At 58.2% G+C, this 17,415-nt stretch carries 8 protein-coding genes and 1 pseudogene; 3 read left to right on the top strand and 6 right to left on the bottom strand.

The window, feature by feature from the left end:
• Positions 1-338: 338 nt before the first annotated feature.
• Positions 339-2,219 (top strand): methyl-accepting chemotaxis protein, encoded by a 1,881-nt coding sequence (locus tag M5B43_RS26735; protein ID WP_248752881.1) that lies wholly within the window; start codon positions 339-341, stop codon positions 2,217-2,219.
• A 100-nt stretch (positions 2,220-2,319) separates the two neighbouring features.
• Here the strand turns inward: M5B43_RS26735 and M5B43_RS26740 are convergent, their stop codons facing one another.
• From M5B43_RS26740 to M5B43_RS26755, 4 genes are all read right to left on the bottom strand, one after another.
• Positions 2,320-5,697, bottom strand: a complete 3,378-nt coding sequence (locus M5B43_RS26740) for an amino acid adenylation domain-containing protein (protein WP_248752882.1) — start codon at positions 5,695-5,697, stop codon at positions 2,320-2,322.
• Complete coding sequence (locus M5B43_RS26745) at positions 5,694-6,641, bottom strand: diiron oxygenase (protein ID WP_248752883.1); 948 nt, start codon at positions 6,639-6,641, stop codon at positions 5,694-5,696. The genes M5B43_RS26740 and M5B43_RS26745 overlap by 4 nt, the downstream gene beginning before the upstream one ends.
• Complete coding sequence (locus tag M5B43_RS26750) at positions 6,638-7,396, bottom strand: DUF3050 domain-containing protein (RefSeq protein ID WP_248752884.1); 759 nt, start codon at positions 7,394-7,396, stop codon at positions 6,638-6,640. The genes M5B43_RS26745 and M5B43_RS26750 overlap by 4 nt, the downstream gene beginning before the upstream one ends.
• A 377-nt stretch (positions 7,397-7,773) precedes the next feature.
• A complete protein-coding gene (locus tag M5B43_RS26755) occupies positions 7,774-8,484 on the bottom strand; it encodes a GntR family transcriptional regulator (protein ID WP_248752885.1) in 711 nt (236 codons plus the stop codon).
• A 250-nt stretch (positions 8,485-8,734) separates the two neighbouring features.
• On the opposite strand from M5B43_RS26755, the gene lapG reads away from it, so the two are divergent.
• Together lapG and lapD are read left to right on the top strand one after the other, a co-directional pair.
• A complete protein-coding gene (gene lapG, locus M5B43_RS26760) occupies positions 8,735-9,427 on the top strand; it encodes a cysteine protease LapG (protein WP_349292387.1) in 693 nt (230 codons plus the stop codon).
• Positions 9,428-9,441: 14 nt separating this feature from the next.
• Entirely contained in the window at positions 9,442-11,388 is a 1,947-nt protein-coding gene (gene lapD / locus M5B43_RS26765; RefSeq protein WP_248752887.1) for a cyclic di-GMP receptor LapD, read from the top strand.
• Positions 11,389-11,527: 139 nt separating this feature from the next.
• On the opposite strand, the gene M5B43_RS26770 is transcribed toward lapD, so the two are convergent.
• Together M5B43_RS26770 and M5B43_RS26775 are read right to left on the bottom strand one after the other, a co-directional pair.
• On the bottom strand, positions 11,528-11,866 hold the full coding sequence (locus M5B43_RS26770; protein WP_177019218.1) for a tryptophan synthase subunit beta: 339 nt from the start codon (positions 11,864-11,866) through the stop codon (positions 11,528-11,530).
• A 151-nt stretch (positions 11,867-12,017) separates the two neighbouring features.
• A pseudogene (locus tag M5B43_RS26775) lies at positions 12,018-17,415 on the bottom strand (LapA family giant adhesin); the annotation flags it as partial.

A 17,415-nucleotide genomic window follows, 5' to 3' on the forward strand; every position in this document is an offset into this window, starting at 1 on the left:
GAAGCCCCTGTCTGCTAACGCAGGCGGGGGCTTTGTCGTTTAGGACGGCGTGATCTATGCGCCGCGTTGTCGCCCTCCTACTTTCCAGTTGCACCCAGCGCCCTGCCGGGGCGCCGAACGAGCTCCCAATCTCCTAATCGTGCTTATCTACCGTTTGTCGGTTTCCTACGTTAGAGGAGGATGATTCTCACAAATCCCTAAGATTTTTCGAAGCTTGGCCGAAAGCCTGACGAGTCATGCGTGCACCGAAATAGAGCGATCAAAGAGTCTGCCCATTCCGTTACATGGAATGTTCCGCTCGGCACGCTCATCCCCCTTTGGCAAAAGAAGTCGATGAAATGAATCTCAAGTTCAGCCATAAAATTCTGTTAGCCGCGTCAGGCGTCGTGGTTCTAGCCTTCGCGTTATTCACGTTCTACAACGACTACCTGCAGCGCAGCACCATCAAGCAAAATTTGGCATCGTCCATCCAGCAATCCGGTGAGCTTACCGCCAGTAGTGTGCAGAACTGGTTAAGTGGCCGTATCCTGGTCCTTGAGAACTTGGCGCAAAACGTTGCCCATCAGGGGAGTGGTGCTGACCTTCCTGGCTTGGTCGATCAGCCGGCACTCACCTCCAATTTCCAGTTCACCTACGTTGGTCAAGCCAACGGTGTGTTCACCCAGCGGCCCGATGCAAAAATGCCTGACGGCTACGACCCTCGCCAACGCCCCTGGTACAAGCAAGCGGTAACAGCCGACAAAACCATGATTACCCCGCCTTATATGGCGGCTGTGGGCGGTCAGATCGTGACGATTGCCATGCCTGTGAAAAAGAATGGCGAGTTATTGGGTGTAGTAGGGGGAGACCTGAGCCTGCAAACCCTAGTGAAGATCATCAACTCGGTAGACTTCGGCGGCATCGGCCATGCGTTTCTGGTCAGTGGTGATGGCCAGGTCATCGTCAGTCCTGACCAGGGTCAGGTGATGAAGAATCTCAAGGACATCTATCCCGGCACCAGCGTGCGTATCGAGAAGGTCAATCAGGACGTTGTCCTCAACGGCCAGGATCGCATCCTCTCGTTTACACCTATCAGCGGTTTGCCTGGCGCAGACTGGTACATCGGCCTGTCGATCGACAAAGCCAAAGCCTATGCCCCGCTGGGTAAATTCCGTACATCTGCGTTGATTGCGATGTTTATCGCCGTCATGGCAATCGCCGTACTTTTGAGCCTCTTGATTCAAGTGCTGTTGCGTCCGTTGACCACAATGGGCGTTGCGATGCAGGACATTGCTCAAGGTGAAGGTGATTTGACCCGACGCCTCGAGGTGACCAGCAAAGACGAGTTCGGCGAAGTCGGTAGCGCGTTCAACCAGTTCGTCGAGCGCATTCACGCCTCCATTTCCGAAGTGTCCTCGGCTACGCGGCAGGTGCATGATTTGTCCCAGCGTGTGATGGCGTCGTCCAACGCGTCGATCATCGGCTCCGATGAGCAGAGTGCACGCACCAACAGCGTGGCAGCAGCGATCAACGAACTGGGTGCTGCCACCCAGGAAATCGCACGTAACGCCGCTGATGCCTCGCAGCACGCCAGCGGTGCCAGTGAACAGGCGGACGATGGGCGTAAGGTGGTTGAGCAAACCATCCAGGCGATGTCGGAACTGTCGCAGAAGATCAGCCTGTCCTGTACCCAGATCGAGACCCTTAACGCGAGTACCGACAACATCGGTCACATTCTTGATGTGATCAAAGGCATCTCCCAGCAAACTAACCTGCTTGCGCTTAACGCGGCGATCGAAGCTGCTCGTGCTGGTGAAGCTGGGCGTGGGTTTGCCGTGGTGGCCGATGAAGTACGTAACTTGGCTCACCGCACCCAGGAGTCGGCAGAAGAGATCCACAAAATGATCACTTCCCTGCAAGTGGGGTCGCGTGAAGCTGTGACCACCATGAATGCCAGCCAGGCCTCCAGCGAAGAAAGTGTTGAGGTGGCCAACCAGGCTGGTGAGCGCCTGGTCAGCGTGACGCAGCGAATCGTTGAGATCGACGGCATGAACCAATCGGTCGCTGCCGCCACCGAGGAGCAGACCGCAGTGGTTGAAACCCTCAACGTCGACATCAACCAGATCAACCTGCTTAACCAGCAAGGTGTGGCCAACCTCAACGAGACGCTCAAGGACTGCGATGCACTGTCCCAACAGGCCAGTCGATTGAAGCAATTGGTGGATAGCTTCAAAATCTGATAATGCTTGCGTCGGAGCGAGGTGCTCGCTCCGACCGCTTGGAATAGATCCTGGGCCTATCCACGGGGCCTCACAAGGGGCTAGGGCACCGTGAGGCCGTTCAGAGGAAGCCGATGGCCCTGAGGTAGTCGCAACCCTTGCGTAACAGCTCAGGACTCTTCGGCGGATAGTGCATCCCCATCTTTTCCAAGCCCCATCTTGCGTTGTCGTAACGGATCAGAGAAGTGTCGCCGATGTCTTCACCCGGCCCGTTCAGGTAGAAGCCCAGCACACCGAACAACGCGTTATCCCGGCCCACCGTTCGCAATGCCTGCTGCCAGTGCTCAATGCTTACCCGTTCGAAGGCATGACCCGCCTGGCTGAACGCATCCAGGTACTCATCCCAGCTCAAGGGCTGTGGATTGTGTAGGTTGAATACGTTTCGCTCAGCGACAAAATGGCGGCTGTGAAAGGCGATAAAACGAGCCAGGAAGTCCACTGGCATCAGATCGAAGTTCACCTCCATCCTTGGGGCCAGCCCCAACTGCAGGGATCCTTTGAGCATCAGCATCAGTCGGTTTTTTTGCGGTTGGCAGACACCGTTCTGACTGTTGAAACTGATATTCCCCGGCCGATGGATATTCACCCAGGCCCCTTGCTTCACTGCGGCCCCTAACATCCGCTCGGCCACCCACTTCGTGAGGTTGTAGCCATTTTTTACATAGAGAGGCAACGTACCTGCAGCGGGAGCTTCGAGGACGTATTGTGCGGCGTCGACGCTGCTGCAGGCTGACAGCGTCGAGATGAAATTCAGAACCTTCTTACAATGAGTTTCGCAAAGACGCAGGCACTCAAGCACGGGCTCGACGTTGTCCTTGGCGAGTGAGGCGTAGTCCATCACATGATTGACCTGCGCCGCGTTATGCACCAGCACGCCATGATTGCGGGCGAGATAGTCGTATACGTCACTGGCCAAGCCCAGGCGAGGTTGGCGAATGTCGGCGGCATACACCTGCACTCGGCTCAGGTCCAGATGCTCCAGGTGGTATTCACGCAACGCCTGGGTGAACCGTGCCGCCGCCGAATGCCCCGGCAGTTCCCGGACCAGGCACGCCACCTCCCTTGCACCGCTGGCCAGCAACCCTTGGACGATATGTACCCCGACAAAGCTGTTAGCCCCTGTGACGATCGCTTTGCGCGGATCACCCGCGCGCGTCTGAGGTAGCACGTCAATCTCCAGCGCTCGTGAGGCATGGTTCTCTATTTGGCTGGACGCTGTATCTGGCAGCGCGCCGTCCTCCATCAGTGCGGCCAGCGTGCGGATCGTCGGTGCCTCAAAAAAATGGCTCAAGCAGGGGCTGCGGCCAAACTGCTCGCGCAGGCGTAGCAATAGAGTCGACAGTAGGATGGAGTGCCCACCCAGGTTGAAAAAGCTTTCATCGATTGACAGTTCGCGAGCAGGCAATGCCAATAACTCCCCCCACAGGGCCATCAATTGCGCCTGAAGAGGGGATTGGGCAGTGCAGGGAGTCAGCGCCTGCGAGAAGGTGATGGGGATTGCTCGTAACGCCTTGCGATCGACTTTGCCGCTGCTCGAACTGGGCATGCTCGGTAACTCGCTCCAGGCGTCGGGTTGCATATGGTCGGGCAACCACTGCCGAGCGTGTTCCTTCAGCCTTTCCAGCGTGGCACCGGGTTCGGGTTGTGCGACAAAACCGATGATTCTGTGCACTGGGTCAATCACCACCGCCACTTGGCGAAACAATCGACTGCTGCGCAGGCACTCCTCGATTTCTCGAGGCTCGACCCGAAAGCCGCGGATCTTGACCTGATCGTCCCGTCGCCCGCCCAACTCGATGCCGTCTTGCGTCCACTTCGCCAAATCGCCGCTACGGTAAGCCCGCAGCAACTGTCCGTTCGGCAATGCCAGCTCAACGAAAGGGTTGTCGGCCTGCGGCGCCGCATTCACATACCCCAGGCTCACCCCGGGGCCTGCGATATACAAATCGCCGATGACCTGTTCATCCACGGGTTGCAGGTTCTCGTCGAGAATCAACACCTGGCTGTTGGCAATGGGATGGCCAACGTTACGATGGTTGTCACCGCTCTGGAGCGTCCGATGGGTCGCCATCACCGTGGTTTCTGTGGGGCCGTAGAGGTTGTGCAGCTGGCACTGGCTTGCCAGTCGTTCGATCACGCACGGCTCGCAGAAATCGCCGCCGGTGAGCAGATGGGTAAGGCCCAATGGCTGATCCAACGGCAAGATGCTGAGCAGTGCTGGTGGCAGGAACCCATGGGTGATGCGCTGGCGATGAATCAGTTCGACCAGTTGCTGAGGATCGTGGCGTTGGTCTGCGCTAGGGACCACCAACTCGGCGCCGGCCATCAAGGCAGGAAAAATATCAATCAGGGACGAGTCGAAGCTCAATGCTGAAAACTGCAGGACGCGGCTCTGTTCATCCAGCGCCATGCGGTTGCCGATCCAGGCGGTGAAATGCGCCAGGTTGTGCTGGCTGAGCAGCACGCCCTTGGGCCGGCCCGTGGTGCCCGAGGTGAAAAGTGCCATGCAGGGCGCGTCGGTGTCCGGGCGATCGCGCATCAAGGGTTGTGTGGCATCGGCGTCGTGCGGGTCGATGTTGCTGACATCCAGTGACACGAAACGATCTCGCAGTGGGTGCAGGCCATTTTCCAGCAATACACAGGCGCCGGCGCTTTTGAGTATGCTGCGCTGGCGTTGTACCGGATGATCCGGGGCCAGTGGTAAATACACTGCGCCGCAACCCAGCACCGCCAGAATGCTCGCGTACAGCTCGGCGGATTTTTCCAGGCATACGCCAATCACTTGGGGGGTCTCAATGCCCTTGAGAAGGGGAAGCAGGCGTTGCTGGATCGCCACGGCGTGTAGTTGAAGTTGATGGTAAGTCACCCCCGTGCCCGCGACACTCAGCGCCGTTCGTTCTGCGAAGGTTTGGAGGCTAGCCTGCAACCGTTCGATCATGGGCGTCTGGGCTAGCCGCAACAGGGCCGGATCTGCCGTACGATTGAATCGATGCATGAACGCCAAGGCGTCCAACCCCTGCAAATCCTGTTCGGGCCAGGCGTTCCCGGTGGTCGTCGCAGAGAAATACGTGGGGTCCCTCGAGAACCCACTGACGAGCAAGGCCGCCCATTCCACCAGTACGCCCATTGCGTGCTGACACAGTCGTTGGCCGTTGCCGCTTGGCTCCTCGGCAACGTCATGCACGGCGCACAGGCACCCGTCACGGTCATAGCAGCGAAACTGAAGCGCGGGTAAACCCTGTTCGGACACTGGGCCGATACCCAGGCGCAGCCTCATCCAGACGGCGTCAGTGGGTAAAGCCAGCAGCGGTTGGCTACCGTCCTCAATCACCAGGTCGACAGCCTCACTTCCTGAGGTATGGCCGTATTGTTCCAGCACTTGTTTGATGGCATTCAGGGCTTTGCTGGCGGTGCCCCACTCAATCGTCAAGCGCCTCATGCCAACCTCCCGGGCCTGGGCAGGTAGTGGATCAGGGCCTGCGCCACGCTGGGTGTTTGCAGCACACCACTGTGGTGCAGCAGACCCATGATGTTGCCCACCAGCGGGTGTTGATGGGTAATGGGAAAGCCCAGCGCACAGACTTCATTGCGCAGCGCCAGGCGAATATGGGCACTGACATCCAAGTGTTCGATCAGGTGCAGATCGAAGCCTTTCTGTAGATCGTTGGTCAGATAGTGCGCCAGGAAGATCGGCAGGACATCGGCAATGCTGTCGCGGTCCTCAGGGCTTGCCGACTGCCAATAGATACGCACCAACTGTGCCCAGAACTGTGCGTGGCGCCCTTCATCAAACAGGTGGTCGGCCATCAAACCGCGGATGGAAGGCTTGACGCTGTCGTCCTTGGAGAATGCTGCCACCTCATGGGTTACGGTGTTTTCAGCGATGGCCACGCCGATCAATTCAACGGCATCGCGCAAGTGCGCCGGTGCCTGTGCTTGCGCGGCTGGCAGGGCGTGGCTCAGTTCGATTTGCCCGGGTAGATCGAGGGGTTGTATACCCGTCATTTCCACGGCTTGCTGCAGGAAATCCAGCGCGACCAGCGCGTGGTAATCCTCGTCCACCACGATGGTCATCGCGTCGTAGCGGCAGGCAAGAGGAAAAGTCAGCGAGAAACGATTCTTGGCAATACTGCGAGCGGTCTTGTCGACGATCTCGGTTTCGAAGATCACGACATCATTGATGAATTTATAGAAGCTTTGCACAAGCACGAAGTCGCGCCACTGTGGGCAGTGTTCGAGAAAGGTTGCGCTCAGCACCAGAGGTTGCCGGGACAAGGGATAGATCAGCTTGTCGTCGTTTTCCAGTACCCGTCGTGGGCGTGTACGGATGGTCGCGCGACGCTCCCAGTCTTCGGCAAAGGAGCGGTAGTTGGCGGCGTTCATGAGCGTACCTCTTGCACCGAAGCCAGCACACCGTCCCAGAAGGCAATGCGGCTTTCCACGGCGTCGAGGGCGGTGCAATCGGCTTGCTTCTGGCGAGTCGAGTCTGCACCGATCAAGCGCTGGAGCAACTGTTCTGCGCCTGGCCCGTGGTCATGGCTGTCCAATTCGATGTGACGGTTGAGGTAGTGAGATAAGGTCGGCACCTGATGAGCAATCAACGCGTTGCTGTGCAAAAGGCGCCCGAACATCGACGCAATGACACTCTCGCGGCTGTGCAGGAAGGCTGCCGCCACGCAATGGCTGGGGGCGCTGAGTGCGATCTGCAATGTGCTGTCGACAAAACGGGACACGCCAGGGGAGGCGTCAATCATTTGCAGGGCCGCACTGACCTCCACGCCCTGGTGTTGCAGGTCGATGAAGCGGTTGATGGCGAGGGTGCTGGCGCCGACTTCCGTCATGGCGTCCAGATACAACTCGAAGTGACTGCAATGGCCTCGCGTTGGGTGTTCGTCTGACTCCTCACCCAGCACGATTTCATTGATCAGTCGTGCGGCTTGCGGGTCAGTGGGGGGTAGCCAGGGTATCTGTGTACAGGTCAGGTCCTGTTGCAGGCGCTTGGTCAGGGTCATGAAGTCCCAGACAGCAAATACATGATTTTCCATAAAACGTTGTAGCTTGTTAACTGACGTTATTTCTATAAATAACGGGTGACTGCACAGCTGTAATTTTTTTTGTTCAAGCAAATCGTGACGCATGGTTGATGCCTATAAGTTGTTGCGACTGCTCTAAGGCAGTGATGGGGTTTTGTAGTTGTAAGATGAAAGAGTAAAACTTAGTGGGTGCTAAGCGCACAGCGCCACCTTGACGTTGATATGCGCAACGATTGGAAGGGGCTGGTTCGTAGAGGAGATATAAGAAGCTGACTCACTTGGTGGGTAAGCTTATAAGTGTATTAGATGCTTTTTTTAGAGGGTATATAAGGGGGCAAGTTATCTGTTTGTGTGTAGGAGGTTTCCTTGTAATAAGCCAGTTTAATTAAGTCGGGTTGATTTTTTGTAACCTGTCAGCGCGGGACTCTCCGTGATGGAGACGTTGTCCCGCAAGGTAAAGTGGAAAGTGGGAGTACAAAAATTTACTGCGCGCCTGCGTTGCCAGCGGCTTCAAGGCCATTGAGGTAGGTGGCGATCACCTCCATCCCACGCATCAAGTGATTACGCAGCGTCAGGATGCTCTCATCAATTTTCTTCTGTGCTACCAGGTTCAGCAGTTCGCGGTGGTCTTCCTGGGACGTTTCGCCCAGCCCCATGGCCTCAAGATTGAAGCGCAGGAAGCGCTCCTCCTCATTCAGCCCATGCTCGACCAGACTGAGCAGTCGCTGGTTGGGTGCCTTGCCATACAAGGCCATATGAAACAGACGATTGAGGCGGCCGATCTCGGTATAGTCTTTCTCGCGTTCCAACGCATTGATATACGTCTCGGCCTCGGCAAGATCAGTGTCGGTGAGCAATGGAATCGACAAACGCAGGGCTTCGGATTCCAGCAACATGCGCAAGGCGTAGGTCTCAGCCGAATTGTCCTCGATCAACGGAGCAACCACGGCGCCCTTGTGAGTCACCACGTGCAGCAAGGATTGCGCCTCCAGTTGGCGCAAGGCTTCGCGCACGGGCATGCGGCTGACGCCAAACAAGCTGGCCAGTTCTTGCTGGCGCATAGCCGTGCCACACGGCAACCGCCCATCCAGAATAGCGTTGCGCAACGTTTCTTCAATAACGGAGCGAGCAAGATGGGCGGGAATAGGCCCGCTGATTTTGATGCTGCTTAAAGGGTTCGGCTTCTGCGTCACGGTTACGCTATCCTCCTTTCTTGAATAGAGTGTGTCTAATTGGATCCAATGCACACTAAAGAGGGGCCGGGCGCTTGTCAAACAACCAAAGTTTCCGTTTGTAAGGGCTTACAAAGCGTATTTTGTACATCCCACAAGGGTGGGTTATGAACTCAGTCCACCCATGAATGATTGCACTATGCCATTGTTTTTTGTGGGTCGAGGCTTCACCATCCCTTGAAACCCTGTTTCTTTTCACGGACTGAACGCCTTGGCGGTAAGTTTTATTCCCTATCGGGTCCTGTGCTGGCTTTTATCAGCGATTTTATTGGCTGGCCTGATGCTTGGCGGGCTGCATGCCGATTGGGATTTCTCTCAGATCAGCCGTAAGGCCACCGCCTTGTACGGGCCATTGGGTGAAGGGCAGCAGCGTATTGACGCCTGGCAGCGGCTGTTGGCGACCGAAAAACAGGTCAGCGAGCAGGAGCAGCTCAAGGTCGTCAACTTGTTCTTCAATAAGCAAATGACCTACGTGGAAGACATCGACCTCTGGCACGTGGTCGACTATTGGGAGACACCCGTCGAAGCACTCTGGAAAGGTGCGGGTGACTGCGAAGATTACGCGATCGCCAAATATTTCAGCTTGCGTCACCTGGGCGTCTCCAGCGACAAATTGCGCATTACCTACGTCAAAGCCTTGCGTCAGAATCGCGCTCACATGGTCTTGACCTATTATCCGACGCCCGAAGCGATCCCGCTGGTGCTCGACAGCCTGATGGATGAAATCCTGCCGGCCAACCGTCGTACCGACTTGGTCCCGGTGTACTCATTCAACGCCGAAGGTTTGTACTTGCCCGGCGCCAAGGGCAACAAGAAAGTCGGTGATACCAAACGCTTGTCGCGTTGGCAGGATGTATTGAGAAAAATGCGTGCGGAAGGCTTCCCAGCCGAGCCTGCCAACTAGGAGTAACTGATCGGATGTCTCTGTTCAAACAACTATTGATCGCAATCTGTCTGTTCCTGGTGGTCGCCTTCAGTGGCAGCTTCATGGTCAGCCTGGAGAGTTCGCGCACGCAATACGTCAACCAACTGCGCTCCCATGCACAGGATGCCGCTACGGCGCTGGCGCTGTCACTGACGCCCAATATCGATGACCCGGCCATGGTGGAACTGCTGGTCAGCTCGATCTTCGACAGCGGCTACTACGCCAGTATCCGCGTGGTGGATCTGGCCACGGATAAAACCATCGTTGAGCGCAGCGGCATTCCTGACAACAATGGTGTGCCCAACTGGTTTGTAAAGTTGATCGGCCTGGAGCCGGCCGGTGGTGACGCGCTGGTCAACCGCGGCTGGGAGCAGGCGGCGCGGGTCGAGGTGGTCAGCCATCCGATGTTTGCCCTGGCCAAGCTCTGGCAGAGCGCCTTGGGTAGCCTTGGCTGGTTACTGTTATGCGGTGCGGTCAGCGCCGTGCTCGGCGCCTTGTTGCTGCGCCGGCAATTGAAGCCTTTGGACTACATGGTCAAACAGTCCCACGCCATTGCCCGTCGAGAGTTCCTCAGCCTGCCTGAGCTGCCACGCACACCGGAACTGCGGCGTGTGGTGCAGGCCATGAACCAAATGGTGGAAAAGCTCAAGGCGCTGTTCCAGGAACAGGCCGAGCGCAGCGAAAAACTGCGCACCGAGTCTTATCAGGACAACCTCACCGGTCTGGCCAACCGGCGTTATTTCGAGATGCAACTCAACGCCCGGGTCAGTAACCCGGAAGAGACAAACTCCGGCTATTTGCTGTTATTACGTGTCAAGGACCTGGCGGGCCTCAACCAACGCCTGGGCGGCCAGCGTACCGACCAGTTGCTGCAAGCCGTCGGCGAACAACTGCTGCGCCAGTGCGAGCCGTACCCGGAAACCCAGAACCTTGTCACCCGTATTCGCGGTGGTGAGTTCGCCGTGCTGGCACCGGGGTTGATGCGTGAAGAGGCGCAGCAATTGGCGCAGAACCTTGAAAGCACCTTGTTCAGCCTGCAGGCGACCGGCGCCAGCGACGTTACGCCGGTTGCCTATATTGGCTTGGCGCCGTTCAACCATGGCGACGCGCCTCAAGCCCTGCTGACCCTCGCCGACCAGGCCCTGGCTCAGGCCGAAGCCCAGGGCGACACTAGCTGGGTGTGCCTCGACCATGGTGCCGCCACCGGCGTCGGCGATGATCACCACGCCTGGCACACATTGTTGGACCAGGCCCTGACCCAGCAGCGCTTCCAGTTGTACTTCCAGCCGGTTGTTGCCAGCCAGGATCCGGAGCTGGTCTTGCACTACAAGGTACTGTCACGCTTGCAGGACGAGCAGGGCCATACGATCCCGGCGGGGCGTTTTCTGCCATGGCTTGAGCGTTTTGGCTGGTCGGCCCGCCTGGACCGCTTGATGCTCGAGCAAGTGCTCAAGCAGATGACCAGCCACAGCCATAACCTGGCACTGAACCTTTCGGCCGCCACCTTGCAGGACGCCCAGGCGCTGAACCGGGTTTATGACCTGCTACGCCAGAACAGCCCCTTGGGCCCGCGTCTGACCCTGGAGATCGGTGAAGAGCAACTGCCTGAGCAGCCCGTGCTTGAGCAGATGACCCACCGCCTGCGCGAACTGGGTTTTTCCCTGAGCCTGCAACGTTTCGGTGGACGGTTCAGCATGATCGGCAACCTGGCACGCCTGGGCCTGGCCTACCTGAAAATCGACGGCAGCTATATCCGCGCCATCGATCAGGAAAGCGACAAACGCCTGTTTATCGAGGCCATCCAGCGCGCGGCCCACAGTATCGACCTGCCGTTGATTGCCGAACGTGTGGAAACCGAAGGTGAGCTTAAGGTGATTCGTGAAATGGGGATTTTCGGCGTTCAAGGGCAGCTGTTTGGCGAGCCTGCGCCGTGGAAATAATGCAGATCTGATGGGGGTGTGGCGAGGGAGCTTGCTCCCGCTCAGGCCCATTCTTTCAACAAAGAGCAGGGCCGCTTCGCGCCCCAACGGGAGCAAGCTTCCTCGCCACAGAAAGCCCGCTCATCAGTGGTCCGTGTGCTTAGATAAGCCCGGTCTCTTCATCATTGATCAAGTGGCTCAACCCACCCAGCGCTTCCCGTGCGTGGGTACGGTCCATCAATTTGGCCTGTGCCGCCGGCGGCAAGTCAGTCACGCTGATCACGCCCTTGCGGGTCAGCACTTGAATCAAGTCGTCCAGCACCCGGATCATCTCCAGGTCACTTTGCTTGAGCTGGGCCAGGCTGGTTTCCACCACTTCGTTGGCGTACCAGGCCTGGATCTCATGGTGATCGGCCGGCAGGGTTTCGGTGGACTCGGCAAAGGCAGCGGCCTCCACGCGACTCAGCACGCCCTGTGCATCACGTTGCACGTAAAACATAAGAATCCCTCGAAAATGAGCCACACACCCTCACCCGTATAGGTCGGCAGTGTGTTGATAAGCACGAGTATGCGATGCAACCGGCCATCAGGGCCAGCAACCTATCGCCCAAGCAAATCGGCCGCCTCAAGGGCGGCCGATAAACTGAAGCTTAGGCGGTGTGATCGATCTTGATGGTCGGGTCGGCACCACTGATCAGCGAGTTGATGCTGGTGTGGGACCAATCGTTGCCTTCCAGCTTGATCGTCACATCGGCATTGGCCAGGCCGCCAGCGGCGTTGAGCTTGCCTTCACTGCTCACCTGCAGAGTCGACACGCCGTCTACCGTGGTGATCTTGAGGTAGTTGTCAATGGTGCTGTCCGTCTCACCCTTGAGCAAATCCCGCAGATCAATCCGGTCGCCTTCCGACGCGTTGAAGTCCTTGATCACATCGTTGCCGACGTCACCCGACTTCCACACAAAGGTGTCGGCCCCCGAGCCACCGATCAGGATGTCGTTGCCCGGGCCACCAATCAATGTGTCGTTACCGGTGCCTCCCAGCAGGATGTCATTGCCTTTGCCGCCGTCCAGGTAGTCGTTGCCGCCCTGACCGAACAGAATGTCATCGCCAGCACCGCCCAGCAGCGTGTCGTTACCGTCCTTGGCGCCGGACACATCGAAGTCGGCATAGTGCTCGGTGACGTACTGATGCACGTTCGACGGGGTCACCGCCGAGACGGCCAAGCCGGTCTTCTGGGCCACAAAGGCTTGCAGTGCGTTGTAACCTTCACCGGTAATGCCGCTGAAGCTCACCAGGTCGCCGAAGATGATGTCGTTGCCGTCACCACCGCTGATGGTGTCGGAGCCTGGCAACGTCGCCTCGGTGTGGCCGAGGATAGCGTTGGCCAGGTCCTTCGGATCGATGTTGCTTTGCGGCTTACCGTCGGTGTCGTACGGCTTGAGGTCGTTGAGGCTGACGTCGCCGTTGATACCGATGGCTTCCACTTGCGACATCCCGCCCAGCAATGCGAAGGCGCTCTTGGCGTTGCTCAGCGTCGTCGAATCGGTGCTGTAGCCCGTACCCGAAAGGTTGGACAGTTCGAAAGTACCATCACCTTGGGCGTGGACGGTGCCTAGGTTGTTAATGACCCAGCGTGAGCCATTCCAGGTTTGCAATTGAGCTGCACCCGAGGAATCGATGCTGAAGTAGTGGGTGTTATCCAGGTACTTGCTGAAGGTTGTCCCCAGTGTGTAGTTGGCCGTCGTCACCAAGTCGTCGAGCTTGGTGTTGTAAATCGTCGGGTTGGTCTGCTCGCCGCTCTGGTAGTACGTCGGCTTGCCGTCGGTGATGAAGTAGGTCAGGTTGGTGGCACCGGTGTTAGCGGTGGCCAAGCCACTCTGGAAGAAGTTGGCCGTGGCCTTGAACACGTCTTCGTAGTTGGTACCACCACCTGACGCCATCGAGTCCAGCACCGCTTTCAGAACATTCAGTGCATTGGGATCATTGAGGTTGATCGCCACCGACTGGTTCACCTGGGTATCGAAGTCCGCCAGGAAGATGTTCACAGTGCCCGACGTGTTGGCGCCCAGGCTGTCTTTGAGTGAGTTGAACACCGAGGTCAACGAGGCCTTCGCCGCGTTGATCGAGTCAGGGCTCATGCTGCCGGAACTGTCCACCATGAACGCGATGTTGTAGTTCTTGCCCTGCACCACATTCAGGCCGCCGATATCGGCCACGACGATGTCATTGCCATCGGTGCCAGTGATGGCGTCGCTGCCCGAAGTGCCTGTCACCGGGTTGTAGGTTGCCGGGTAGACCGTGACCGGCAATTGCGCGGTGGTGCTTGCCGAGCCGCCGATGCTTTCGGTGGACGTCGAGGTAACAGTCAGGTTGAACTGGCCGCTGTAGTAGGTCGGCGGCTTGATGGTCAGGGTGCTCAGGTCCCAGCCGGTCACGTTGACTTCGCCCACGGTTTTGGTCGCGGTGAAGGTGTGCCCGGAAGCGTCCGTGAGTACCGAGCCCGCCGGTACGCCACTGATCTTCACGCTCAGGGTCTCCGAACCGTCGGTATCGGTCAGCGCGGTGGTTACCTTGGACAGCTTCACGGTGCCGTTTTCCTGGCCTTCGTTGAGCTTGTAGCCCACGTAGTAACCGTCACCGTTGCTGCCATGCAAGTCGGACACGGTCACGCCGGCGTTGGTCAAGTCAGTGACCCCGGTATACAAAGGCACGCCGCTGGTGCTCAGGTCCTGAACCGGGCCGCCATTGATCGACAGGTTCACGTCGTAGCTGCCAGGGCCCGATTGGTTGGCGTGGTAGATCTCAAGGCTGTAGTAACCGCTGACCGTTGGCGTGATCGAGCCGCTGAACTTACCGCTGTTGGTGCCCCATAGAGCACTGGCCACGTCTTTGCCGCCGACATTGATCACCAGGCTGTCATCACCCGTACCGCTGAAGGTATAGGTCTTGCCGGCTTCCATGTACATCAGGCCGGAGATCTTCGAACCCGCACCGGCTGCGACGTTGGTGGTGGACTCGACATTGGTCACGACCCCACTGCTGTTCGGTGTGCCGGCGTTATCAATGGCGTTTTTCAGGTCGGCCGGAGCCGCGCCGTTACCGTTGGTGCCCAGGCCGGCGATGCTGTTCCAGCTTTGCTTGATCAGGCCGATGGAACTGACGTTATTGTCGGCCACATTCAGGGTCGGTGCGTCGGCCACCGGGGTGATATCGACTTTCACCGTGGCACTGTTGCCCAGGTCCTTGCCGTCGGTAGGCTGGAACTTGAACTGTGCGTAATCGGCCTGCTTGTTACCAATACCGGTGCCGCCGTAACCATCGGTGCCTGACTCGTTGGCGTTCGGCATGAAGCGCAACTGGCCGCCATCGATCTGGGCTTTGGTGAAGGTTTGGCCCGCGGTCACGTTGGTCCAGGTGGCACCATCCGCCGCCAGGTATTGCAGCTTGCCGGCCACCGGCAGGTCGGTGATTTTCACGCCGAGGCTGCTTTGTGGCGAGTCCACATCGGTCACGCCAAAGTTGGCCCAGGTCAGGGCCAGCGGCGTGTCTTCGGTACCGGTTACGGCACTGCCGGTCGCCACAGGTGGATCGTTGACCGCCACCACGTTGACGGTGGTGGTGGCGACATTGGAGTAGTTACCGCCATCGGTCACGGTCACGGTAATGGTCCGCGGCGTGGTGCTTGGGTCGTGGCTGTTGTTGGTGAACGTGATGTTCTTGATCTGCTGCATGTAGTCAGCCAGCGACGCCGTACCGGTCAGGGTCAGAGTGATCTTGCCAGTGGCAGGGTCTGTGGCCGAGGTCACGTTGATGCCTGCGACGTTGCTAACGTTCAGCGAGTCGCCTTGCTGGGTGTTGGTCAGGACCACGGTGGCGCCGGTCAGTTGGGTGCTGTCCGGATCGGTGATCTTGATGTCGGTGTCAGCAATCGACACGCCAGTGCCGCCTTCGGTGAAGGTGGTCTTGTAGTCGGCACCCGTGGCGCCGCTGGAGTTGTTGGCATCCAGGTCGATGACCGGCGGCGCATCATTGTCGATGATGTCGGTGCTGACGGTGCCTTTGTCGACCACCAGGCTCTCGAAGTTGCCCCCCGTGGTCTTGTCGATGGTGATGACGATCTGTTCCGTAGGTTCGGTGATCTTGTCGTCGATCGTACGAATATCAAACGGCACGCTGCTGGCGCCGGCCGGGATCTTCACGGTGTAAACACCATTGAAGTCCGAACCATCGGTGGCGGTGCCGCTGTACTTGAGCGTCACGGTCACGTCGGTTTGCGCCGGGTTGCTCAGGGTCAGGGTGTAGTGTGCTGTACCGCCTTCCGTCACCGACGCATCGCCGGTGATGCTGATAGTGGTGTTGTTGACCACATCCGTCACCTTGGTGACCACCGTGCTGCCGTCGACGATCAAGTGCTCGTACTTGTCGCCGCCGCTGACCACGCCGGTAATCTTGGCGCTGACATCGTTGGCACCGAGATACACGTCATTAGGCGCGATCGCAGCAGTGGTGCTGCTGGACTTGCCGTTGCCGATGGTGATGGTCGAGCCGTTATCGAGCTTCACCACCAGGTCGGAACCAACGTTGGTCACCGCCGCGCCGTTTTTATCGACCAGGGACGCAGTATAGATAATCTGCCCGCCCTCGCTGACTGAACCAGTGGCCTTGAGCACGACAGTCACGTCATCGATGGTGTCGTTGATCGTGGTGGTTGCGCCGTTGCCTGCGACTTGCAGCTTCTCGAAGTTACCGCCAGCGGTGTCTGTGATCTTGACCGTCTGGGTGCTCTTGTCGATGAACACGTCATCGCTAGGTGCAGGGACAGTTACCGTGCCGACGGTTTCGCCGGCCTTGATGGTGATGGTCGAACCGTTATCCAGCTTCAACGTAACGTCGGTGCCCGCTTTATTGGAAAGCGTAGCGGTGTAGGTGATCTGGCTACCTTCGTTGACTTCGCTTGGCGCAGTCAGGGTAACGGTAGTGGTATCAGCGGTGCCCGGAGTATCGGTGACGGTGGTATTTACCGGCGTAGTGCCCGGCACCAGGTTTTCAAAGTGCTCGCCGCCGGTCACGCCTTTGATGGCGGTGGTGACGGTCTGGTCGCCTTTGTAGACGTCGTTCGGCGCTACGGTGGTGACGGTGCCGCTGGACTGGTTGACGCCGATAGTGATGGTTTTGCCATTGTCCAAGGTCACGGTCAGCGGGTTGGTGATGTTGGTCACCGCGTTACCCGACTTGTCGACCAGCGACGCGGTGTAAACGATGTTGCCGCCTTCACCTACGGTGGTGGTGGCGGTCAGAACCATATCGACCTTGTCGATGGTGTCGTTGATCGTGGTAGTCGCGCCATTGCCTGCAACTTCCAGCTTCTCGAAGTTGCCGCCAGTGGTATCGGTGATCTTGACCGTCTGGGTGCTCTTATCGATGAACACGTCATCGCTTGGGGCAGGGACAGTTACCGTGCCAACGGATTCGCCGGCCTTGATGGTAATGGTCGAACCGTTGTCGAGTTTCAGGGTGACGTCGGTACCCGCTTTATTGGAAAGCGTAGCGGTGTACGTGATCTGGCCACCCTCGTTAACCTCAGACGGAGCTGTCAGAGTCACGGTGGTGGTATCAGCGGTGCCCGGAGTGTCGGTGACGGTGGTGTTCACCGGCGTAGTGCCCGGCACCAGGTTTTCAAAGTGCTCGCCGCCGGTCACGCCTTTGATAGCGGTCGTGACGGTCTGGTCGCCTTTGTAGACGTCGTTTGGCGCTACGGTGGTGACGGTGCCGCTGGATTGGTTCACACCGATGGTGATGGTCTGGCCGTTATCGAGGGTGACGGTCAGCGGGTTAGTGATGTTAGTCACCGCGTTACCCGACTTGTCGACCAGCGACGCGGTGTAAACGATGTTGCCGCCTTCACCTACGGTGGTGGTGGCGGTCAGAACCACATCGACCTTGTCGATAGTGTCGTTGATCGTGGTGGTCGCGCCATTGCCTGCGACTTCCAATTTCTCGAAGTTGCCGCCAGTGGTATCGGTGATCTTGACGGTCTGGGTGCTCTTA

It is taken from the genome of Pseudomonas sp. MWU15-20650, assembly GCF_023242475.1.
GTDB lineage: Bacteria > Pseudomonadota > Gammaproteobacteria > Pseudomonadales > Pseudomonadaceae > Aquipseudomonas.

Coding starts and splice junctions, on each gene's coding strand:
- M5B43_RS26740 (WP_248752882.1), bottom strand. CDS start 5,697: ATGAGGCGCTTGACGATTGAGTGGGGCACCGCCAGCAAAGCCCTGAAT.
- M5B43_RS26745 (WP_248752883.1), bottom strand. CDS start 6,641: ATGAACGCCGCCAACTACCGCTCCTTTGCCGAAGACTGGGAGCGTCGC.
- lapD (WP_248752887.1), top strand. CDS start 9,442: ATGTCTCTGTTCAAACAACTATTGATCGCAATCTGTCTGTTCCTGGTG.
- M5B43_RS26735 (WP_248752881.1), top strand. CDS start 339: ATGAATCTCAAGTTCAGCCATAAAATTCTGTTAGCCGCGTCAGGCGTC.
- M5B43_RS26750 (WP_248752884.1), bottom strand. CDS start 7,396: ATGCGTCACGATTTGCTTGAACAAAAAAAATTACAGCTGTGCAGTCAC.
- M5B43_RS26770 (WP_177019218.1), bottom strand. CDS start 11,866: ATGTTTTACGTGCAACGTGATGCACAGGGCGTGCTGAGTCGCGTGGAG.